10 protein-coding genes are annotated in these 14,847 nt (G+C 41.2%); 4 read left to right on the top strand and 6 right to left on the bottom strand.

Translation table 11 applies throughout. The features are described 5' to 3' along the window. Positions 1 to 33 precede the first annotated feature (33 nt). The 4 genes from PL8927_RS16915 to PL8927_RS16900 all read right to left on the bottom strand — a co-directional run bounded on the left by PL8927_RS16915 (position 34) and on the right by PL8927_RS16900 (position 8,070). Positions 34 to 1,479, bottom strand: a complete 1,446-nt coding sequence (locus PL8927_RS16915; protein WP_083623874.1) for an ABC transporter ATP-binding protein — start codon at positions 1,477 to 1,479, stop codon at positions 34 to 36. 66 nt (positions 1,480 to 1,545) lie between these two features. After that, positions 1,546 to 2,391, bottom strand: a complete 846-nt coding sequence (locus PL8927_RS16910; RefSeq protein ID WP_083623871.1) for an ABC transporter permease — start codon at positions 2,389 to 2,391, stop codon at positions 1,546 to 1,548. Positions 2,392 to 2,693: 302 nt separating this feature from the next. After that, positions 2,694 to 7,214: a CHAT domain-containing tetratricopeptide repeat protein gene (locus tag PL8927_RS16905; RefSeq protein WP_083623868.1), complete on the bottom strand. Its 4,521-nt coding sequence runs from the start codon at positions 7,212 to 7,214 to the stop codon at positions 2,694 to 2,696. Positions 7,215 to 7,239: 25 nt separating this feature from the next. Continuing rightward, positions 7,240 to 8,070 (bottom strand): DUF4384 domain-containing protein, encoded by an 831-nt coding sequence (locus PL8927_RS16900; protein WP_083623865.1) that lies wholly within the window; start codon positions 8,068 to 8,070, stop codon positions 7,240 to 7,242. 500 nt (positions 8,071 to 8,570) lie between these two features. On the opposite strand from PL8927_RS16900, the gene PL8927_RS16895 reads away from it, so the two are divergent. Continuing rightward, on the top strand, positions 8,571 to 9,164 hold the full coding sequence (locus PL8927_RS16895) for a GNAT family N-acetyltransferase (protein ID WP_083623861.1): 594 nt from the start codon (positions 8,571 to 8,573) through the stop codon (positions 9,162 to 9,164). A 109-nt stretch (positions 9,165 to 9,273) separates the two neighbouring features. Continuing rightward, the gene (locus tag PL8927_RS16890) at positions 9,274 to 9,522 is read left to right on the top strand and encodes a hypothetical protein (protein WP_083623859.1); all 249 of its coding nucleotides are present in this window, start codon (positions 9,274 to 9,276) and stop codon (positions 9,520 to 9,522) included. Between the two features lie 153 nt (positions 9,523 to 9,675). Here the strand turns inward: PL8927_RS16890 and PL8927_RS28855 are convergent, their stop codons facing one another. Beyond that, entirely contained in the window at positions 9,676 to 9,798 is a 123-nt protein-coding gene (locus PL8927_RS28855; protein ID WP_269322023.1) for a hypothetical protein, read from the bottom strand. 8 nt (positions 9,799 to 9,806) lie between these two features. Here PL8927_RS28855 and PL8927_RS16885 point away from each other — a divergent pair, with 8 nt between their 5' ends. Both PL8927_RS16885 and PL8927_RS16880 read left to right on the top strand, forming a co-directional pair. Continuing rightward, a complete protein-coding gene (locus tag PL8927_RS16885; protein ID WP_083623856.1) occupies positions 9,807 to 10,445 on the top strand; it encodes a DNA-3-methyladenine glycosylase in 639 nt (212 codons plus the stop codon). 70 nt (positions 10,446 to 10,515) lie between these two features. After that, positions 10,516 to 13,524 (top strand): UPF0182 family protein, encoded by a 3,009-nt coding sequence (locus PL8927_RS16880; RefSeq protein WP_083623850.1) that lies wholly within the window; start codon positions 10,516 to 10,518, stop codon positions 13,522 to 13,524. A gap of 85 nt (positions 13,525 to 13,609) precedes the next feature. Here PL8927_RS16880 and trpD read toward each other — a convergent pair whose 3' ends face one another. Beyond that, positions 13,610 to 14,677, bottom strand: coding sequence for an anthranilate phosphoribosyltransferase (gene trpD / locus PL8927_RS16875; RefSeq protein WP_083623847.1), 1,068 nt, complete (start codon positions 14,675 to 14,677; stop codon positions 13,610 to 13,612). Positions 14,678 to 14,847 lie beyond the last annotated feature (170 nt).

The raw sequence follows: 14,847 nt of genomic DNA, 5'->3' as shown, positions 1-14,847 counted from the left end.
ACAATGAACAACAATTTCTAAAGACGTTCTAGTTCAGATTCGGTGCTTGACTTGGCCGGACTTGATCTTTAAACTGGGTTCAATCAACAAATCCACCACTCCGGTACTACAAGAATCTTCATAGGGTTGAACTCGAAACATCCCCACATCAATACAGCGATCTAAATAAGTAAATTCCCCCTCTACAATACCAGAAACACCTGCATTGAGGAAATAAACATCCGGTGATAATTGACATTCAAACTTAAATTTGATGACAATAACAGTACCCGCTTCAATCTGTTTAATCGATTGAGAGGTGGCTAAAAAGGATGCCCCCGCTAATTCAAACCCACTGACGGTTTTAATTAACATTCCAAAGCGAACATGAGCAGCCAGTTTATCAAATTTCACGGAGTAGGTATAAATATAACTATTGCGAGCCACTAAATGATTAACGGTTTCACCCGCTAAGGTGGTGATATGGGGGTCTAAAATTTCTGCCCCACGAGAGGGATATTTAATCGGATGATCAGGAACTAATTTCGGATCAAAATAATCTTTATAATGTCCATTTTTAGATTCCCAAGCAGAAGCAGAAACAGAAGCAGAAACAGAAGCAGAAACAGAAGCAGAAACAGAAGGCGAGGCGGGGTTTTCAGGATGGAAGTTATTCTGTTTAGCAGGTTCTGAGAGGGTTTCCGCAGGTTGGGAAGGTTGATGACCTAACTCTTGAATTTCCTCTCGAATCATTGCCATTTGATCCGCATCCGCATAGATCATTTTTTGATATTTAGAAATGATCATTTTGGGCGTATGTTCAAGTAATAATTCTCCCCGATCCATTAACACAGCCGAGTCACAGAGTTGAATAATTGAAGGGGCTGAATGGGAAACAAATAAAATAGTTCCCCCCCGATCTTTAATTTCATGAATTCGACTAAAACATTTGCGTTGAAAGGCTTCATCGCCCACTGATAACGCTTCATCAACGATTAAAATATCAGGATCAACACTGGTTGCTACCGCAAATCCTAAACGGATATACATCCCACTGGAATAGGTTTTGACGGGTTGATCAATAAAATCTCCAATATCGGCAAAGCCAACAATATCATCAAATTTAGCTTCTATTTCCTGGGTTTTTAATCCCAATAATTGACCATTAAAAAAAACATTTTGTCGCCCGGTAAAATCGGGATTAAACCCACTCCCTAATTCTAACAAAGCCGAAACTCGGCCATTAACTTCCACATTTCCTTGAGTTGGGGTTAAAGTTCCGACAATAATTTGTAATAAGGTGCTTTTTCCTGACCCATTGCGCCCAACAACGCCTAAAGTTTGGCCTTTCCAAACGTGCAAATTAATATCTTGCAATGCCCAAAAATTATGCGCTAGACTTTTTCCCGGCACAAAAATTTCCTTCAATCGATCTACCGGATGGCGATAACGTTTGAAGCATTTAGAGACATGATTAACAGATATAGCAATTTCGGTCATTCGATGTTGATTTCCCGGTTTATCAGTGATCAGTTTGTGTGTGAGTTATGTGAGGAACTGTCACCGTTACAAAACGTCCGCAAAGGCTGGACGCAACCGCCTATAAACCCATAAGCCTCCATAAAACATAATCAGGGCAAATATTGAGGACACGGCTAATTCTCCCCAATGTCTCATTTCCCCGACTAAAATTAAATCTCGATAGGATTCTGAAATTCCCGTAATTGGATTGCACCAGACAATCCAAAATTGCCAGGATTCAGGAACTTTAGTAACAGGATATAAAATCGGTGTGACATAAAACCAAAGATTCAGAATCACGCCTAAACTTTGGGGAATATCGCGTAAAAATACAGTCAGTCCGGCTGTTAAGTAACCTAACCCTGCTGTTAATAAAACTTGGGGTATCCAGACTAAGGGCAGTAACCAGATGGTGCTGTGCAGGACTTGAGCGGACAATGCGGTTAACCCAATTAAAGCCACTAAGCCAAAGGAACTTTCAATAAATGCTGAAAAAATGGGAACAAGGGGCAATAGACCCAGGGGAAAAACCACCTTTTTAACTAAATTTGCCTGTCCTACCACTGAACTCGCGGCTTGAATTAACCCGTTTGTAAAGGCAAACCAGGGAATTAACCCGGCAAATAGCCACAGACCAAAAGCTAATTCATTATCGGGTAAGCCTTCAAGATCCAGTTTAACTTTCAGAACAATCGAAAAAACGTAGGTATAAATCAGCAATTGGGACAACTGATTTAACAGAGGCCAGAGGTTGCCGAGAATTGAACCTTTGTATCGTGCCTCTAAATCCCTGCGGACTAATGTACCGAGCAGATTGAGTTTGAGGGGTAATTGGCTATTGGCAAGCCACCAGCGACTCACTCGCCCCGAAGATCGCACAACACCTTTCATTGACCTCAACAATTTTTTCGTCCTCGTTCACTACACACACCTTATGTTCAGATCCTTCATGTTCAGATCCTTCGCAGGGCTGCGGGAGATATCCTAGCCACTGGATTTTTACTGCCAGATTTAATCTTAGTCAATAAGTGTGCCATATAAAGTGTCCAGAAAGCTAGTCTAATGGTTCAGTTGCTTACAGGAAGAGGGTTTTAGGCGATGGGCTAGGGGTAAGGGCTCCTGGGGAAATTGATTAGCCTTGGCCCTGTCATGATTGGTAGCCAAGATACAATTCATTGAGACCTGCTATCATTCTAATTAATTAACGGACTAGCTACGGGTTCTGTTTCCCCTTGACACACCCATGCACCCCAAAAATAAGGATGATTTAACGGTTGATAATTGGGTTCGGGATAGTTGTTTTTGGGGTATAATTCTTTGAGAACGGTTTGACCGAGTTCGGTGGTTTGTAATTTAGAAATGGTCGCATTTTTAATATAATCTTGGGCAAATTCTAACGCTTGCAAACGGCCCCAACCTGTATCTATTTTATCAAAAAATAACTTCATTAACAACGCTGTTGCTTTATCGGGAACTGACCATAAACTCATAAGTAATGTTTTTGAACCTGCGATCGCAAATGCCCGACGCAACCCAAATACACCCTCTCCTGATGCTAAATCTCCTAAGCCTGTTTGACAAGCCGATAAAATACTAATTTCCGTTGCCCATAAATCCAATGCTGCCACATCTAGGGCAAAAACTAATCCTTTTCCGTATTCTTCCGGTAAGGATTGACCGCGTAAAACCGTGTTAGTTCCTGTTAAGGCTAATACCGATCTTAACATCGGATCTTCAACATTAGAAGAAAGAGCTTCAGAGGAAGGTTTGATTTCAGCTTCGATGAAATTAGCACAAGAATTTAAGAAATTCGCGGTATTTTGCCGATCATTTAATTTGTATAAATCTGCATAGAGTTGCATTAACCCTAATAACTCTTTATTCCATAAATCCTTATGGGCGTTTAACAGATTATTTTCTTCCCCTTGAGGACAAGTCAGCAAATCTTGTATTAAATTCTGATAATTTTGCTGTTGTTTCTGCCCAACAAATAACCCATGAGTAGCAAATAACAGAATTTTAGGGGAGTGAGGGCGATGCAGATAAGACTCGCGGGCTTCATTTTCTAAATAGGGTTTGACCTTCAGAAGTTTAGCAACGGTTTCTCCTAAGAAACGGGTTCCTAATGCTCGTTTAAAATGCGATAAGGTTTGCAGCAGGGTTTCGGGTTCGTTTGTGTTGAGTTCAATATTACAGTTTTGAGACGTATTTTCAACAATGTTATCCTCAACTTCGGGAAACGGTTGGGGATAATCAAAATTCGGATCAGCCATAATTAAGGGATCGGATGGGGTGGCATGGGAAACAATCGTTTTCCGCAAGATTTCTCGCCCCACACTTAAATAACTGATGCTGTAATCTTCTATTAATAACCGTCCGTTTTCTTGGGTTAACAGTTGAAAGGGGAGCAGGTTTAAGTTGCTGTCGGGGGCGATGATGAGTGACCTAACCCCCCCTGCCCCCCTTCCCTGCGAGGGAATGGGGGTGACATCTTTCTCCCCTCGCCTTGCAGGAGAGGGGTCAGGGGAGAGGTCAAACTCCCCTCGCCTCGCAGGAGAGGGGCTGGGGGAGAGGTCATCCAACACCTGAAACACCCGATCCAACAACAGCCGCCGCAACCCTTGACCATGACTAACGAAAGAGGAAGAAGACCGCACAACAACCTCCTCCTCATCCCCGAAGTCTAAACGGCCGATCGCATTTTCTTGAGGAGGGGAGAAATTATCAGGAGGAAGGGAAACCCCCGCCCGAAATAGACGAATTAACCGATCAATTTCCTCAGCATCCCCTAGATCAACCATCGCCACTTGATCCGGTTGTTGGGCCGGGAGAATAAACGCCAGATAACGGGCGGGTTTCCATTGTTCCTGTTGAGGGGCGGTGAAGTCAAATACATCAAAATGCACAAACTCTAACAGGGTACTAGCGAGGGGAAGTTCCAACGCCACCGCTTGACGGTCGGGGAGGGCGTTTTGCAGTTGCACTTCAGGAATTTCACGGGCCAGCAGTCGGTTAATTTCATCGGCTTGTTTTTGCAATGTCCCGATCTGCTCAAGGATATCGTCTCGCTGCTCAAACTGACTGGCTAGGGAGATGGTGAGAGCAATAATTTTATCGGTGATCTTCCGTAACTGTTGCACCTGGGGTAACAGATGGGGATAACGACCACTGGCGAGGGCGAGGTTTTGGGCAGCTTGGGCGGAAGCCGTCAAGCACTTGCGCCGCAACACTAAGTCAAAGGCGGCTTGTATTGCTTGTGGCTGTTGGGGGAAATATTGCCAGACCAGGGAGAGGAATTTTTCAAAATTGTGTCGAATAGTTTTTAGGTAGTTGAGGCGATCGCGTTCTGAACCCGACCCAAACATTTGCCGAATGTTGTAATCTTCTATTTTCAGGGCTTTTTGCATTAAGAGAAATGCACCCCCAAAACGCTCAGTCGTGACTAAAAGTAGAGCTAAGTTAGTGAGGCTGAAAGCTACATGGGGATGGTTGGGGAATAAAGTTTGGCGGTTGATGGCAAGGGCTTCTAAATATAAGGGTTCCGCTTCTGAGTAGCGTCCTTGACTTCTGTAGAGGGTTGCTAAGTTATTCAGGTAGGCGGCTATGTCGGGATGGTTGGTAGGTAAAGCTTGGCGACCGATAGCTACCGCTTCTAAGAACAAAGGTTCGGCTTCACTGTAACGTCCTTGACTTCTGTAGAGGTTTGCTAAGTTATTATAACTGGCGGCTAAGTCAGGATGGTTGGGGGGTAAAGCTTGACGGATGATGGCAAGAGCTTCTAAATATAAGGGTTCCGCTTCTCTGTCGCGTCCTTGGCTCTCGTAGAGTAGAGCTAAGTTATTGAGGTGGGTGGCTAAGTCAGGATGGTTGGGGGGTAAAGATTGGCAGTCGATAGCTACCACTTCTAAGAACAAGGGTTCGGCTTCTCTGTCGCGTCCTTGACTTTTGTAGAATAGAGCTAAGTTATTGAGGTGGGTGGCTAAGTCGGGATGGTTGGGAGGTAAAGCTTGGCGATCGATGGCTACCGCTTCTTGATATAAGGGTTCCGCCTCCGTGTAGCGTCCTTGACTAGAGTAAAGTCCGGCGAGGTTGCTGAGAGCTTTGGCTAGGTGGGGATGGTTGGAGGGTAAAGCTTGGCGATCAATGGCAAGAGCTTCTTTATAAAAGGGTTCCGCTTCACTGTAGCGTCCTTGACTTTTGTAGAGTCCTGCTAAGTTATTGAGGTGGGTGGCTAAGTCGGGATGGTTGGAGGGTAAGGCTTGACGGATGATGGCTACAGCTTCTAAATATAAGGGTTCGGCTTCACTGTGGCGTCCTTGACTTTTGTAGAGTTCTGCTAAGTTACTTAGGTGGGCGGCTAAGTCAGGATGGTTGGGGGGTAAAGCTTGACGAGCGATGGCTACGGCTTCTAAATATAAGGGTTCGGCTTCACTGTAGCGTCCTTGACTTTCGTAGAGTCCTGCTAAGTTACTGAGGTGGTTGGCTAAGTCGGGATGGTTGGGAGATAAGGCTTGGCGGTCGATAGCTACCGCTTCTAAATACAACGGTTCCGCTTCACTGTAGCGTCCTTGACTCTTGTAGAATAGAGCTAACTTATTAAGGTGGGCAGCGAAGTCGGGATGGTTGGGGGGTAAAGCTTCGCGGTCGATGGCTACCGCTTCTAACAACAAGGGTTCGGCTTCTGAGTAGCGTCCTTGACTTCTGTAGAAATCTGCTAAGTTATTCAGGTGGGTGGCTAAGTCGGGATGGTTGGGAGGTAAAGCTTGGCGATCGATGGCTACCGCTTCTAAATACAAAGCTTCCGCTTCACTGTAGCGTCCTTGACTTCTGTAGAGGTTTGCTAAGTTATTACAACTGGTGGCTAAGTCAGGATGGTTGGGGGGTAAAGCTTGGCGCTTGATGACTACCGCTTCTAAATACAAAGGTTCTGCTTCACTGTAGCGTCCTTGACTTCTATAGAGGGTTGCTAAGTTATTGAGGTCGGTGGCTAAAGAAGGATGGTTGGGAGATAAGGCTTGACGGTTGATGGCAAGGGCTTCTAAATATAAGGGTTCAGCTTCCCTGTAGCGTCCTTGACTTCTGTAGAGGGTTGCTAAGTTATTGACGTGGGCGGCTAAGTTGGGATGGTTAGCGGGTAACGCTTGGCGAGCGATGGCTACGGCTTCTAAATGCAAGGGTTCGGCTTCTTTGTAGCATCCTTGACTTCTGTAGAGTTCTGCTAAGTTACTCAAGTCTCTGGCTAAGTTGGGATGGTTGGCGGGTAATGCTTGGCGGTCAATAGCTACGGCTTCTTTATACAAGGGTTCGGCTTCTTTGTAGCGTCCTTGACTTTCGTAGAGTAATGCTAAGTTATTGCAACTGGCGGCAACATTGGGATGGTTTGTTCCCCAAAGATAACACGCTAATTCTAATACCTGTTCAGCAACGGTTATTCCCTCCGTAAATATACCTTGTTGATAGAGGTTAATAACCTGTTGGTTGAGTTGTTGATATTGCGTTAATAATTCCCCAATTTGTTCAGCCATTTGTCGCAACCAACCTGCATTCGCTTCTCCCTCCTGTTCCATTTGTTCAGCCAGGATTTGCATAACTTGTACTAAAGCTTCATCAACAAAATGGGTATGATTTCGTAGGGTTTCCCATTCCTTTGCGTTTTCACAGGTCAGCAGTTTTCGGATTAAATTAAAATAGTCATTAAAGCGTTGTTCATCCATTTGAGGGTTCCTCTGGGTTAGGGAATTAAGCAATAATTAAATATTCAGAACAAAACAGTTGATAGTCGTTGCTGGGGTTGAGGTTATTCTGAAGTTCTAATAAATGTTCTACCGTTAAGGATAGGAATTTTTCAGAACCTTGTTTTAACCAAGTTAGAGTTAAGGGTTGGGGAGTGATGAGGGCTAAAAATTTATCTGTGCCATAACTTCCCGTAATGGGAATAGCTGATTTACCCGTTTGGGGTTGGGGTAAGATCGTTTTACCGTTGATTAAATAGATATCCGTTGCTAGGGGAGAGGGACAACAACAAATCACTTTTCCCGATGTTCCCCGTTGCAATAAGGTTAAATATCCCGATACCTCTAAATTAATCTCAAATTTAATTTTATCTCCTAATTTAACTTTAAATTTGGTTTCCGGTTGTTCATCCATTGTCCAATCTAAACCTTGAACTTGAGGACGGGAGGATATTGCCACAGGATACATTTTATCAGTTTGGGTCGCCTGTTGTTCTAGGTTTTGCCAAACTTGTTCTAGGGTTAAGGTGATTCTATATTTTTCTAATAACGTTGTTACCTGACCCCATTGTAACTTTTGATCAATATTACAAAGTAGTTTAATCGCTGAATAAACGTCTTTGGATAACGTTACTCTAACGCTATTAGCATAAGAGTATACTTTTTCAGCAATAACATCAGGACTATAACCTAAAAGTAATCCTCTCAAGTATTTTTTCTGAACCGATGTTAGTTCTTTTCCATTTGCGGTCGCTAAATCTGCATATAATTGAGGCAGATTCCAATATTGTGCCGCTTCTGCAAAGACTTGATCATCTGGGATATTAGCAATAACCATAATTCTCCTCTGGTTTAATATTGGGAACCGAGAAACGAACCGAGAAACCGGGTTTCTAGCCAGATCTATGTTCAACACCGATATTTGTGTTAAGAAACCCGGTTTCTGAAGTTCTCTGATTTGAAGATAACAAACCCCTCAATAAAATTCAAGCTAAAATTATCGATTTTGAAAATTACTATTATTTCGTTAATGAGCATTAACCGATAAGGGCCAAAAATCTATAAAGCCTTGAAATAAATTTCAGGCTAAGAGCTAAAACCCGTTAAAACGGGTTAATGGAATCAAATCTTGAGTTATCTTTAGATAACTTTAGCTTTTAGCCCGAACTTTAGTTCAGGGCTATCCTGGTTATTAAATCGTTAATGGTCATTAACCTTAAAAAGTTGAGAAACCCGTTTAATGAAACCTGTTTAATAATGCTATTGATTCGTTAATGAGTGTCAGTTTTTATTCCTAGAGTTTCCTGTCACGATAACAACAGAGTTCAGGAATAGATTATGACATCTTACGAGTTATCCATCAATTCTGCAAACAATATTCAATCCTTCCCTAACCGTCAATTTAATCTACAATTACCGACAACTGTAGAAACGCCTCGGATGCAATTGATTAAACCCCATGTCGATTATTTTCCAGAGATTCAACGGATGTTAAAAGCTCAGGAAATCATGAAATATGTCACGACTGGGGCGCGTTCAAACGCACAAGCGAAACTTGAAACCCTAGCGTTTCAAAAAGATTGGGAACGACAGGGATGGGGAGCTTATTTTCTGTTGAATAAACAGACAAAAGATGTTATGGGGGCCGTTAAACTCTATTTAAGCAACCGCAGTCCCTATCTGCAAATTGGCTATTTTTTAGGGTGTGAATATTGGCGCAAAGGATACGGAACTGAAGCCGGAAAAATGGCTTTAAAACTGGGATTTTATGGCTTAAATCAACCGCGTATTGATGCCTTTGCCCATATTAATAATATCCCGTCCTGTCATATTCTCGAAAAAATTGGCATGACCTGCATCACGGATCAATTTATCTACGATGGTCGCCAATATGCCCACTATATGATCAATCGTTCAGACTATCAAATCTAACGAAAAAACTGGGCGGGTTTAGCAATATTTGGGGTAATTTTCAAAGCAAAGAGACACCCGCCCCTACAGGCTTTTTGAATCAATTTAGGTTAAAATAAAAGGAGATATTATGCAAGATAATGAATGCAATGGCTTTACCTGTCGTTGGGTTCAAAACCGCCACGATGCTGATCATTGGGTGTGTTTAAAATGTGGAAGAGAGCGTCATATTCGCACTAATGATCCGGTTTTAACGGTTATTGTTTTTAGTGCGATCGCCCTAATTTTTGTCTTAATTCTCAATTCTAAATCTTCTCAATCTTCCGTTCAAACTATTCCTGAATCCTATATCATTGAAACCTATGATATCAACCGATAACAGGTTACTATAGAAACTTAATTGTAACAATTAATCCCATCACCTTGCAGGAGAGGGGTCGGGGGTGTGTTCTTTCTCCCCTCGCCTTGCAGGAGAGGGGTTAGGGGAGAGGTCAAACCCTAATCAAATAGTCTTGACCCCCACACCCCCCAATTAGTGGGCGGAACCGTTACCGTGATAATTATCGGTATCATAGAAGCCATTTTTAGTTCCGAAGAACAGGCAAGAAAAGGTAAATAATACCGTTAATCCAGCTAACACGAATTTTATATCCATTGTCGTTTATGAACTCAATGCCAACGCCTTTGATTGTAGACCCATCTGAGTTGGCAGTACCATCAATTCAGGTCGCACCGGAATTATTGGGGTGTACACTGGTGCGACAACTCCCAGATGGAGAGCAAATTCGTGGTTTAATTGTTGAAACAGAAGCTTATGCACCGGATGATCCGGCTTGTCATGCCTATCGTCGTCGGACTCCTCGGAATGCGGTGATGTTTGGCCCAGCAGGAGTCAGTTATGTCTATTTGATTTATGGAATGTATTGTTGTTTGAATGTGGTCACAGATTTAGAGGGAGTTCCTAGTGCGGTCTTAATTCGGGCTTTACAGTTAGAATCTGTTCCAGTTTCCCTTCTCGCCCAGTTAGAACAAACTCAACCTCTAACCCCAAAACAAAGGATTCGTTTAGCTTCTGGCCCTGGAAAATTGTGTCGTCTCCTACAAATTAATACTCAGTTTAACGGTTTGCCTCTACGTCCAGATCAACCTTTATGGTTAGAACATCGGACTTCAGCCTTTCAACAGAGCTTAGAACAACAGCCAAGTGCTATTATCCAAACCACACGCATTGGACTTTCTCAAGGAAAGGATTTTCCTTGGCGATGGTATCTGGCAGATTGTCCATCGGTTTCTAAAGTGTAAATCAATCCTTGGGATTAAATTCACAGGTTAAAATAAAACTAATGGCTTTCTCCTGGCTCAATTTAGTTCCATGATCACCAAAAATTGGATTTTTAAAATTAGTTTAGCCGTATTGGGGTTAGGATTTATTCTCGATCTCAGTGCTAAATTTCTGGCTGAATCATTGTGGTTTAAAGAAGTTAATTATTTGTCCGTTTTTCAAGAACGATTAAAAATAGAAATTGGGTTAGCTTTATTGGGTTTATGTATTACCGCAGTTTGGTTAGGGGGAAATTTAATTCTAGCCCAACGCTATCAATATTTACCTGATCATTTACAAAATAAACATCCTGATAATATTTTTGATTTATCTCATCAAAATTTACCCAGATTTTCATTAGGATTACCTTCGCTTTTATTGATTGTTATAGGTTTATCTCTGTTACTGGGTTCTATTATTATTCACTATAGCCAGATTTTTATAAGTTATTGGCATTGGGATTCCAGTCCCCCTCTATTTTTTACCCTTCCCGCACAGTTTGAACCTCAAATTTTTGAGCAAGGGATTAATTTTTTTAAATCTTATAGTTGGAAAATACCTATTTTATTCAGCTTGGTTATTGCTATTCTCTGGAAACCTTTAATAGTTTTTAGTTTTATTGTATTAATTTTTAGCTTTGGGTTTAGCTTGTTATTGTCAAGTTATTGGGCAAATTTTTTACAATATTTTCATCCGACTTCCTTTGACCAAATAGAACCTTTATTAAATCGAGATATTAGCTTTTATATTTTTAGTCTCCCCATTGCTCACCTGCTGGAATTTTGGTTGATCGGATTATTTTCGGTTAGCTTTATTACCTGTAGTTTAATGTATTTACTTTCGGGAAATAGTCTCAGTCAAGGACGATTTCCTAGTTTTTCCCAACCCCAGCAACGTCACCTTCATGGATTAGCAGCGCTTCTAATGTTCAGTTGTGCTATGCGCTATTGGTTAGCTCGTTATGAATTGTTGTACTCCAGCGAGGGAGTTGTATTTGGTGCAGACTATACTGATGTTAATATCTTAAAACCGGGTTATTTATTATTATCAATTGTTGCTGTTTTTATTGCTATTTTTCTAACTTGGCAAGCAGTTTTTTCTGTTAAAAAAATCAGACCTTATATTGAGATTTTATTAAAAAACATAGGATTAAACCGTCTAAAAAAACACCGGAACCCCCTACGAAATAAATTATTTGCAGATAGCTATTCCCTGAGAGCGATTTTTACTTGGTATTTAGGACTTGTTATTCTAGTAGCAGGGATTATACCCAGTTTAGTTCAACAGTTAATTGTTCTACCCAACGAATTAGAACGAGAATTACCTTATATTAAGCAGAGTATTAAGTATACTCGCCAAGGATTTAATTTAGATCAAATCAAGGTGGAAACATTTGACCCCAATGCTAAACTAACCTATACCAATATTCAAAATAATAATTTAACGATTGATAATATTCGTCTTTGGGACAAACGACCCTTATTACAAACCAATCGTCAATTACAACAAATTCGCCTCTATTATGAATTTTCCGATGCAGATTATGATCGGTATTCTATTTTACCAGAGAAGTTTTTAGGAAAGTTCAACACAGATTTACAAAAGCAACAGGTACTGATCGCTCCTAGGGAATTAAATTATGAATTAGTTCCTGAAAAAGCCAAGACTTGGGTTAATGAACATTTAGTTTATACTCATGGTTATGGTTTTACTCTCTCTCCTGTTAATCGAGTGGCTGAGGGGGGTCTTCCTGAATATTTTGTTAAAAATATTGGTGCTGATCCCCTATTAGATCAAGATACAACCTTAGAAGTTTCTCCTCGAATTAAAAATCTGATTCCCATTGGTAAACCTCGACTTTATTACGGCTTACTGACTAATACTCAAATCATGACTTCAACTCAAGTCAAAGAACTCGATTTTCCCTTGGGAAATGAGAATGTTTATAACATCTATGACGGAGAAGGAGGAATTGTCATTGGAACCGGATGGAAACGGTTTTTATTTGCTTATTATTTAAAAAATTGGCAAATGCTATTTACTGATAACTTTACCCCGAAAACAAAATTACTATTTCGGCGAAATATCTTAGAACGGGTGAAAGCGATCGCACCTTTCCTACATTATGATAGTAATCCCTATCTTGTTGTTGCTGATTCTAATTCGACCTCCGTTGATCATAATTATTTATATTGGATGATTGATGCTTATACAACCAGTAATCTTTACCCCTATTCCGATCCAGAAGGAGCCGACTTTAATTATATTAGAAATTCGGTTAAAGTTATTGTTGATGCCTATAATGGAAAAATCAAATTTTATTATTTAGATCAAGCTCAAGATCCAATTATATCGACGCTAACAATAGTTTTTCCTGATTTATTTCATCCGATTGAAGAAATGCCAATTATGCTGCGTCAACATATTCGCTATCCCGTTGATTTATTTAGCTCTCAATCTCAACATTTACTCACTTATCACATGAGTGATCCGATTGTTTTTTATAATCGAGAAGACCTTTGGCGAGTTCCGGTTGAAATTTATGCAGACAAACAACAACCCATAGAACCCTATTACTTGATTATGCGATTACCGACGGAAAAATCAGAGGAATTTATGCTTCTGCTTCCGTTTACTCCCGCGAGTCGGAATAATTTAGTGGCGTGGTTAGCGGCTCGTTCTGATCTCGAACATTATGGGAATTTACTCTTATATCGTTTCCCCAAACAACGTTTGATTTTTGGCCCGGAACAGGTGGAAGCTTTAATTAACCAAGAACCGGAAATTTCTGAGCAAATTTCCCTCTGGAGTCGTCAAGGATCACGGGTTATTCAAGGTAATTTATTAGTGATTCCCATTGAACAATCCCTACTTTATGTTGAACCTTTATATTTAGAAGCAACAGAAAATAGTTTACCAACCTTAGTTCGAGTGATTGTCGCCAGTGAAAATAGAATTGTCATGCGACCCACTTTAGAACAAGCGTTAAAAGATGTCTTTCAAGTTAAACCCGTTCAACCCTCTGTTCCCCTAAATTTACCGATACCTAAACCCAGTTAAATCTATAAAAAATGTAGGGGTTGGGTCTCCCAACCCTCTTAAAAATTGGGTAACTTTTCTGCAAATCTCTTACGATGCTATAACATTAATCTTGCAGAAATTTAACCAGTTCTTCCAGTTTTGACCAAGCCACACCACTTTGTAAAATCTCTTGAGCTAAACAGATTCCTTTCTGATGATCTCCCATCGGAACAACACCCCCAACTTGTAATGCTAAAGAAGTATTTAGAGCCACCACATCTTGTTGAGGTTGTGTTCCTTTTCCTTGTAATAAATTTCGCAGAATTTCAACATTTTCTTCAATATTTCCTCCTTTGAGAGCGCTGAGGGGTGCGGAAGTTAACCCGACATCTTGGGGGTTCAAAGTGACTTGTTGAACATCACCTTGAGATAAAATTGCTAAGTCAGTAATATCCCCTAATCCCGCTTCATCCAGTCTTTCCCGTCCATGTAAAACAATCGCAACTTCCGTACCTAATTGATTTAACGCTTCCGCAATAGTACGGAGCAATTTTGAATCAAAAACACCCATGATTTGTCCGCTAGGATGTAAGGGATTTACTAACGGCCCTAATAAATTAAATACAGTTCGGACTTTCAGCGTTTGACGCAGGGGGACAACGGCCTTCATGGCCGGATGCCAACCGGGAGCAAATAAAAACGTAATTCCGACCGCCGATAAAGCCTGGGTAACTTTTTCCCCCGGTGCTTTTAAGTTGACTCCCAAGGCTTCTAACACGTCCGCCGAGCCGACTTTACTCGAGGCTGAACGATTTCCATGTTTAGCCACTGGAACCTTAGCCGCAGCCGCAACAAAGGCAACGGTGGTAGAAATATTAAAGGTTGAAGCTCCATCGCCACCTGTTCCACAGGTATCAATAACCCGATAGGGAGAGGTTAGGCTGGAAGGGGGTTGAGGAGGACAAAACGACTGTAAAACCGAGGCCATTCCTGCTAATTCTTCGGCGGATACGCCTTTAGCTTGAATAGCAGCCAAAATCGCGCCGGAAAGCACAGGAGGAACTGTTTCCGAGAGCCATCCCTGCATTAATTGTGACGCTTGCGTGATGGAAAGGGATTGGCGGTCTAATAGTTGTTGTAATAACTCTGGCCAGAGATGGGGATTAATTTCGGGTGCAGCAGGATGTGTCATGAAAAAAAGAGCTTACATTAACCAGTGTTCAGTTTACCCTATTTTTTGAGTCGCTTATTAACACTCTCAAAAAATGGAAATTATTTTAGAAAGATTTGCGCCTTATACTAAGTTTTTTTGTGAAAAAGAATCAGATTTTAGTTCGGAAACTGATCCGGTGATTGAAAATG

Origin of the sequence: Planktothrix serta PCC 8927, from assembly GCF_900010725.2 — a bacterium.
GTDB lineage: Bacteria > Cyanobacteriota > Cyanobacteriia > Cyanobacteriales > Microcoleaceae > Planktothrix > Planktothrix serta.
Note: the sequence above shows the minus strand (reverse complement) of the source record. Positions and strands in the feature narration are given on the sequence as shown.

Bases quoted from the DNA above. Each gene is read 5' to 3' on its own strand.
- PL8927_RS16915 (WP_083623874.1), bottom strand. From the start codon at position 1,479: ATGACCGAAATTGCTATATCTGTTAATCATGTCTCTAAATGCTTCAAA.
- PL8927_RS16910 (WP_083623871.1), bottom strand. From the start codon at position 2,391: ATGAAAGGTGTTGTGCGATCTTCGGGGCGAGTGAGTCGCTGGTGGCTT.
- PL8927_RS16905 (WP_083623868.1), bottom strand. From the start codon at position 7,214: ATGGATGAACAACGCTTTAATGACTATTTTAATTTAATCCGAAAACTG.
- PL8927_RS16900 (WP_083623865.1), bottom strand. From the start codon at position 8,070: ATGGTTATTGCTAATATCCCAGATGATCAAGTCTTTGCAGAAGCGGCA.
- PL8927_RS16895 (WP_083623861.1), top strand. From the start codon at position 8,571: ATGACATCTTACGAGTTATCCATCAATTCTGCAAACAATATTCAATCC.
- PL8927_RS16890 (WP_083623859.1), top strand. From the start codon at position 9,274: ATGCAAGATAATGAATGCAATGGCTTTACCTGTCGTTGGGTTCAAAAC.
- PL8927_RS28855 (WP_269322023.1), bottom strand. From the start codon at position 9,798: ATGGATATAAAATTCGTGTTAGCTGGATTAACGGTATTATTTACCTTT.
- PL8927_RS16885 (WP_083623856.1), top strand. From the start codon at position 9,807: ATGAACTCAATGCCAACGCCTTTGATTGTAGACCCATCTGAGTTGGCA.
- PL8927_RS16880 (WP_083623850.1), top strand. From the start codon at position 10,516: ATGATCACCAAAAATTGGATTTTTAAAATTAGTTTAGCCGTATTGGGG.
- trpD (WP_083623847.1), bottom strand. From the start codon at position 14,677: ATGACACATCCTGCTGCACCCGAAATTAATCCCCATCTCTGGCCAGAG.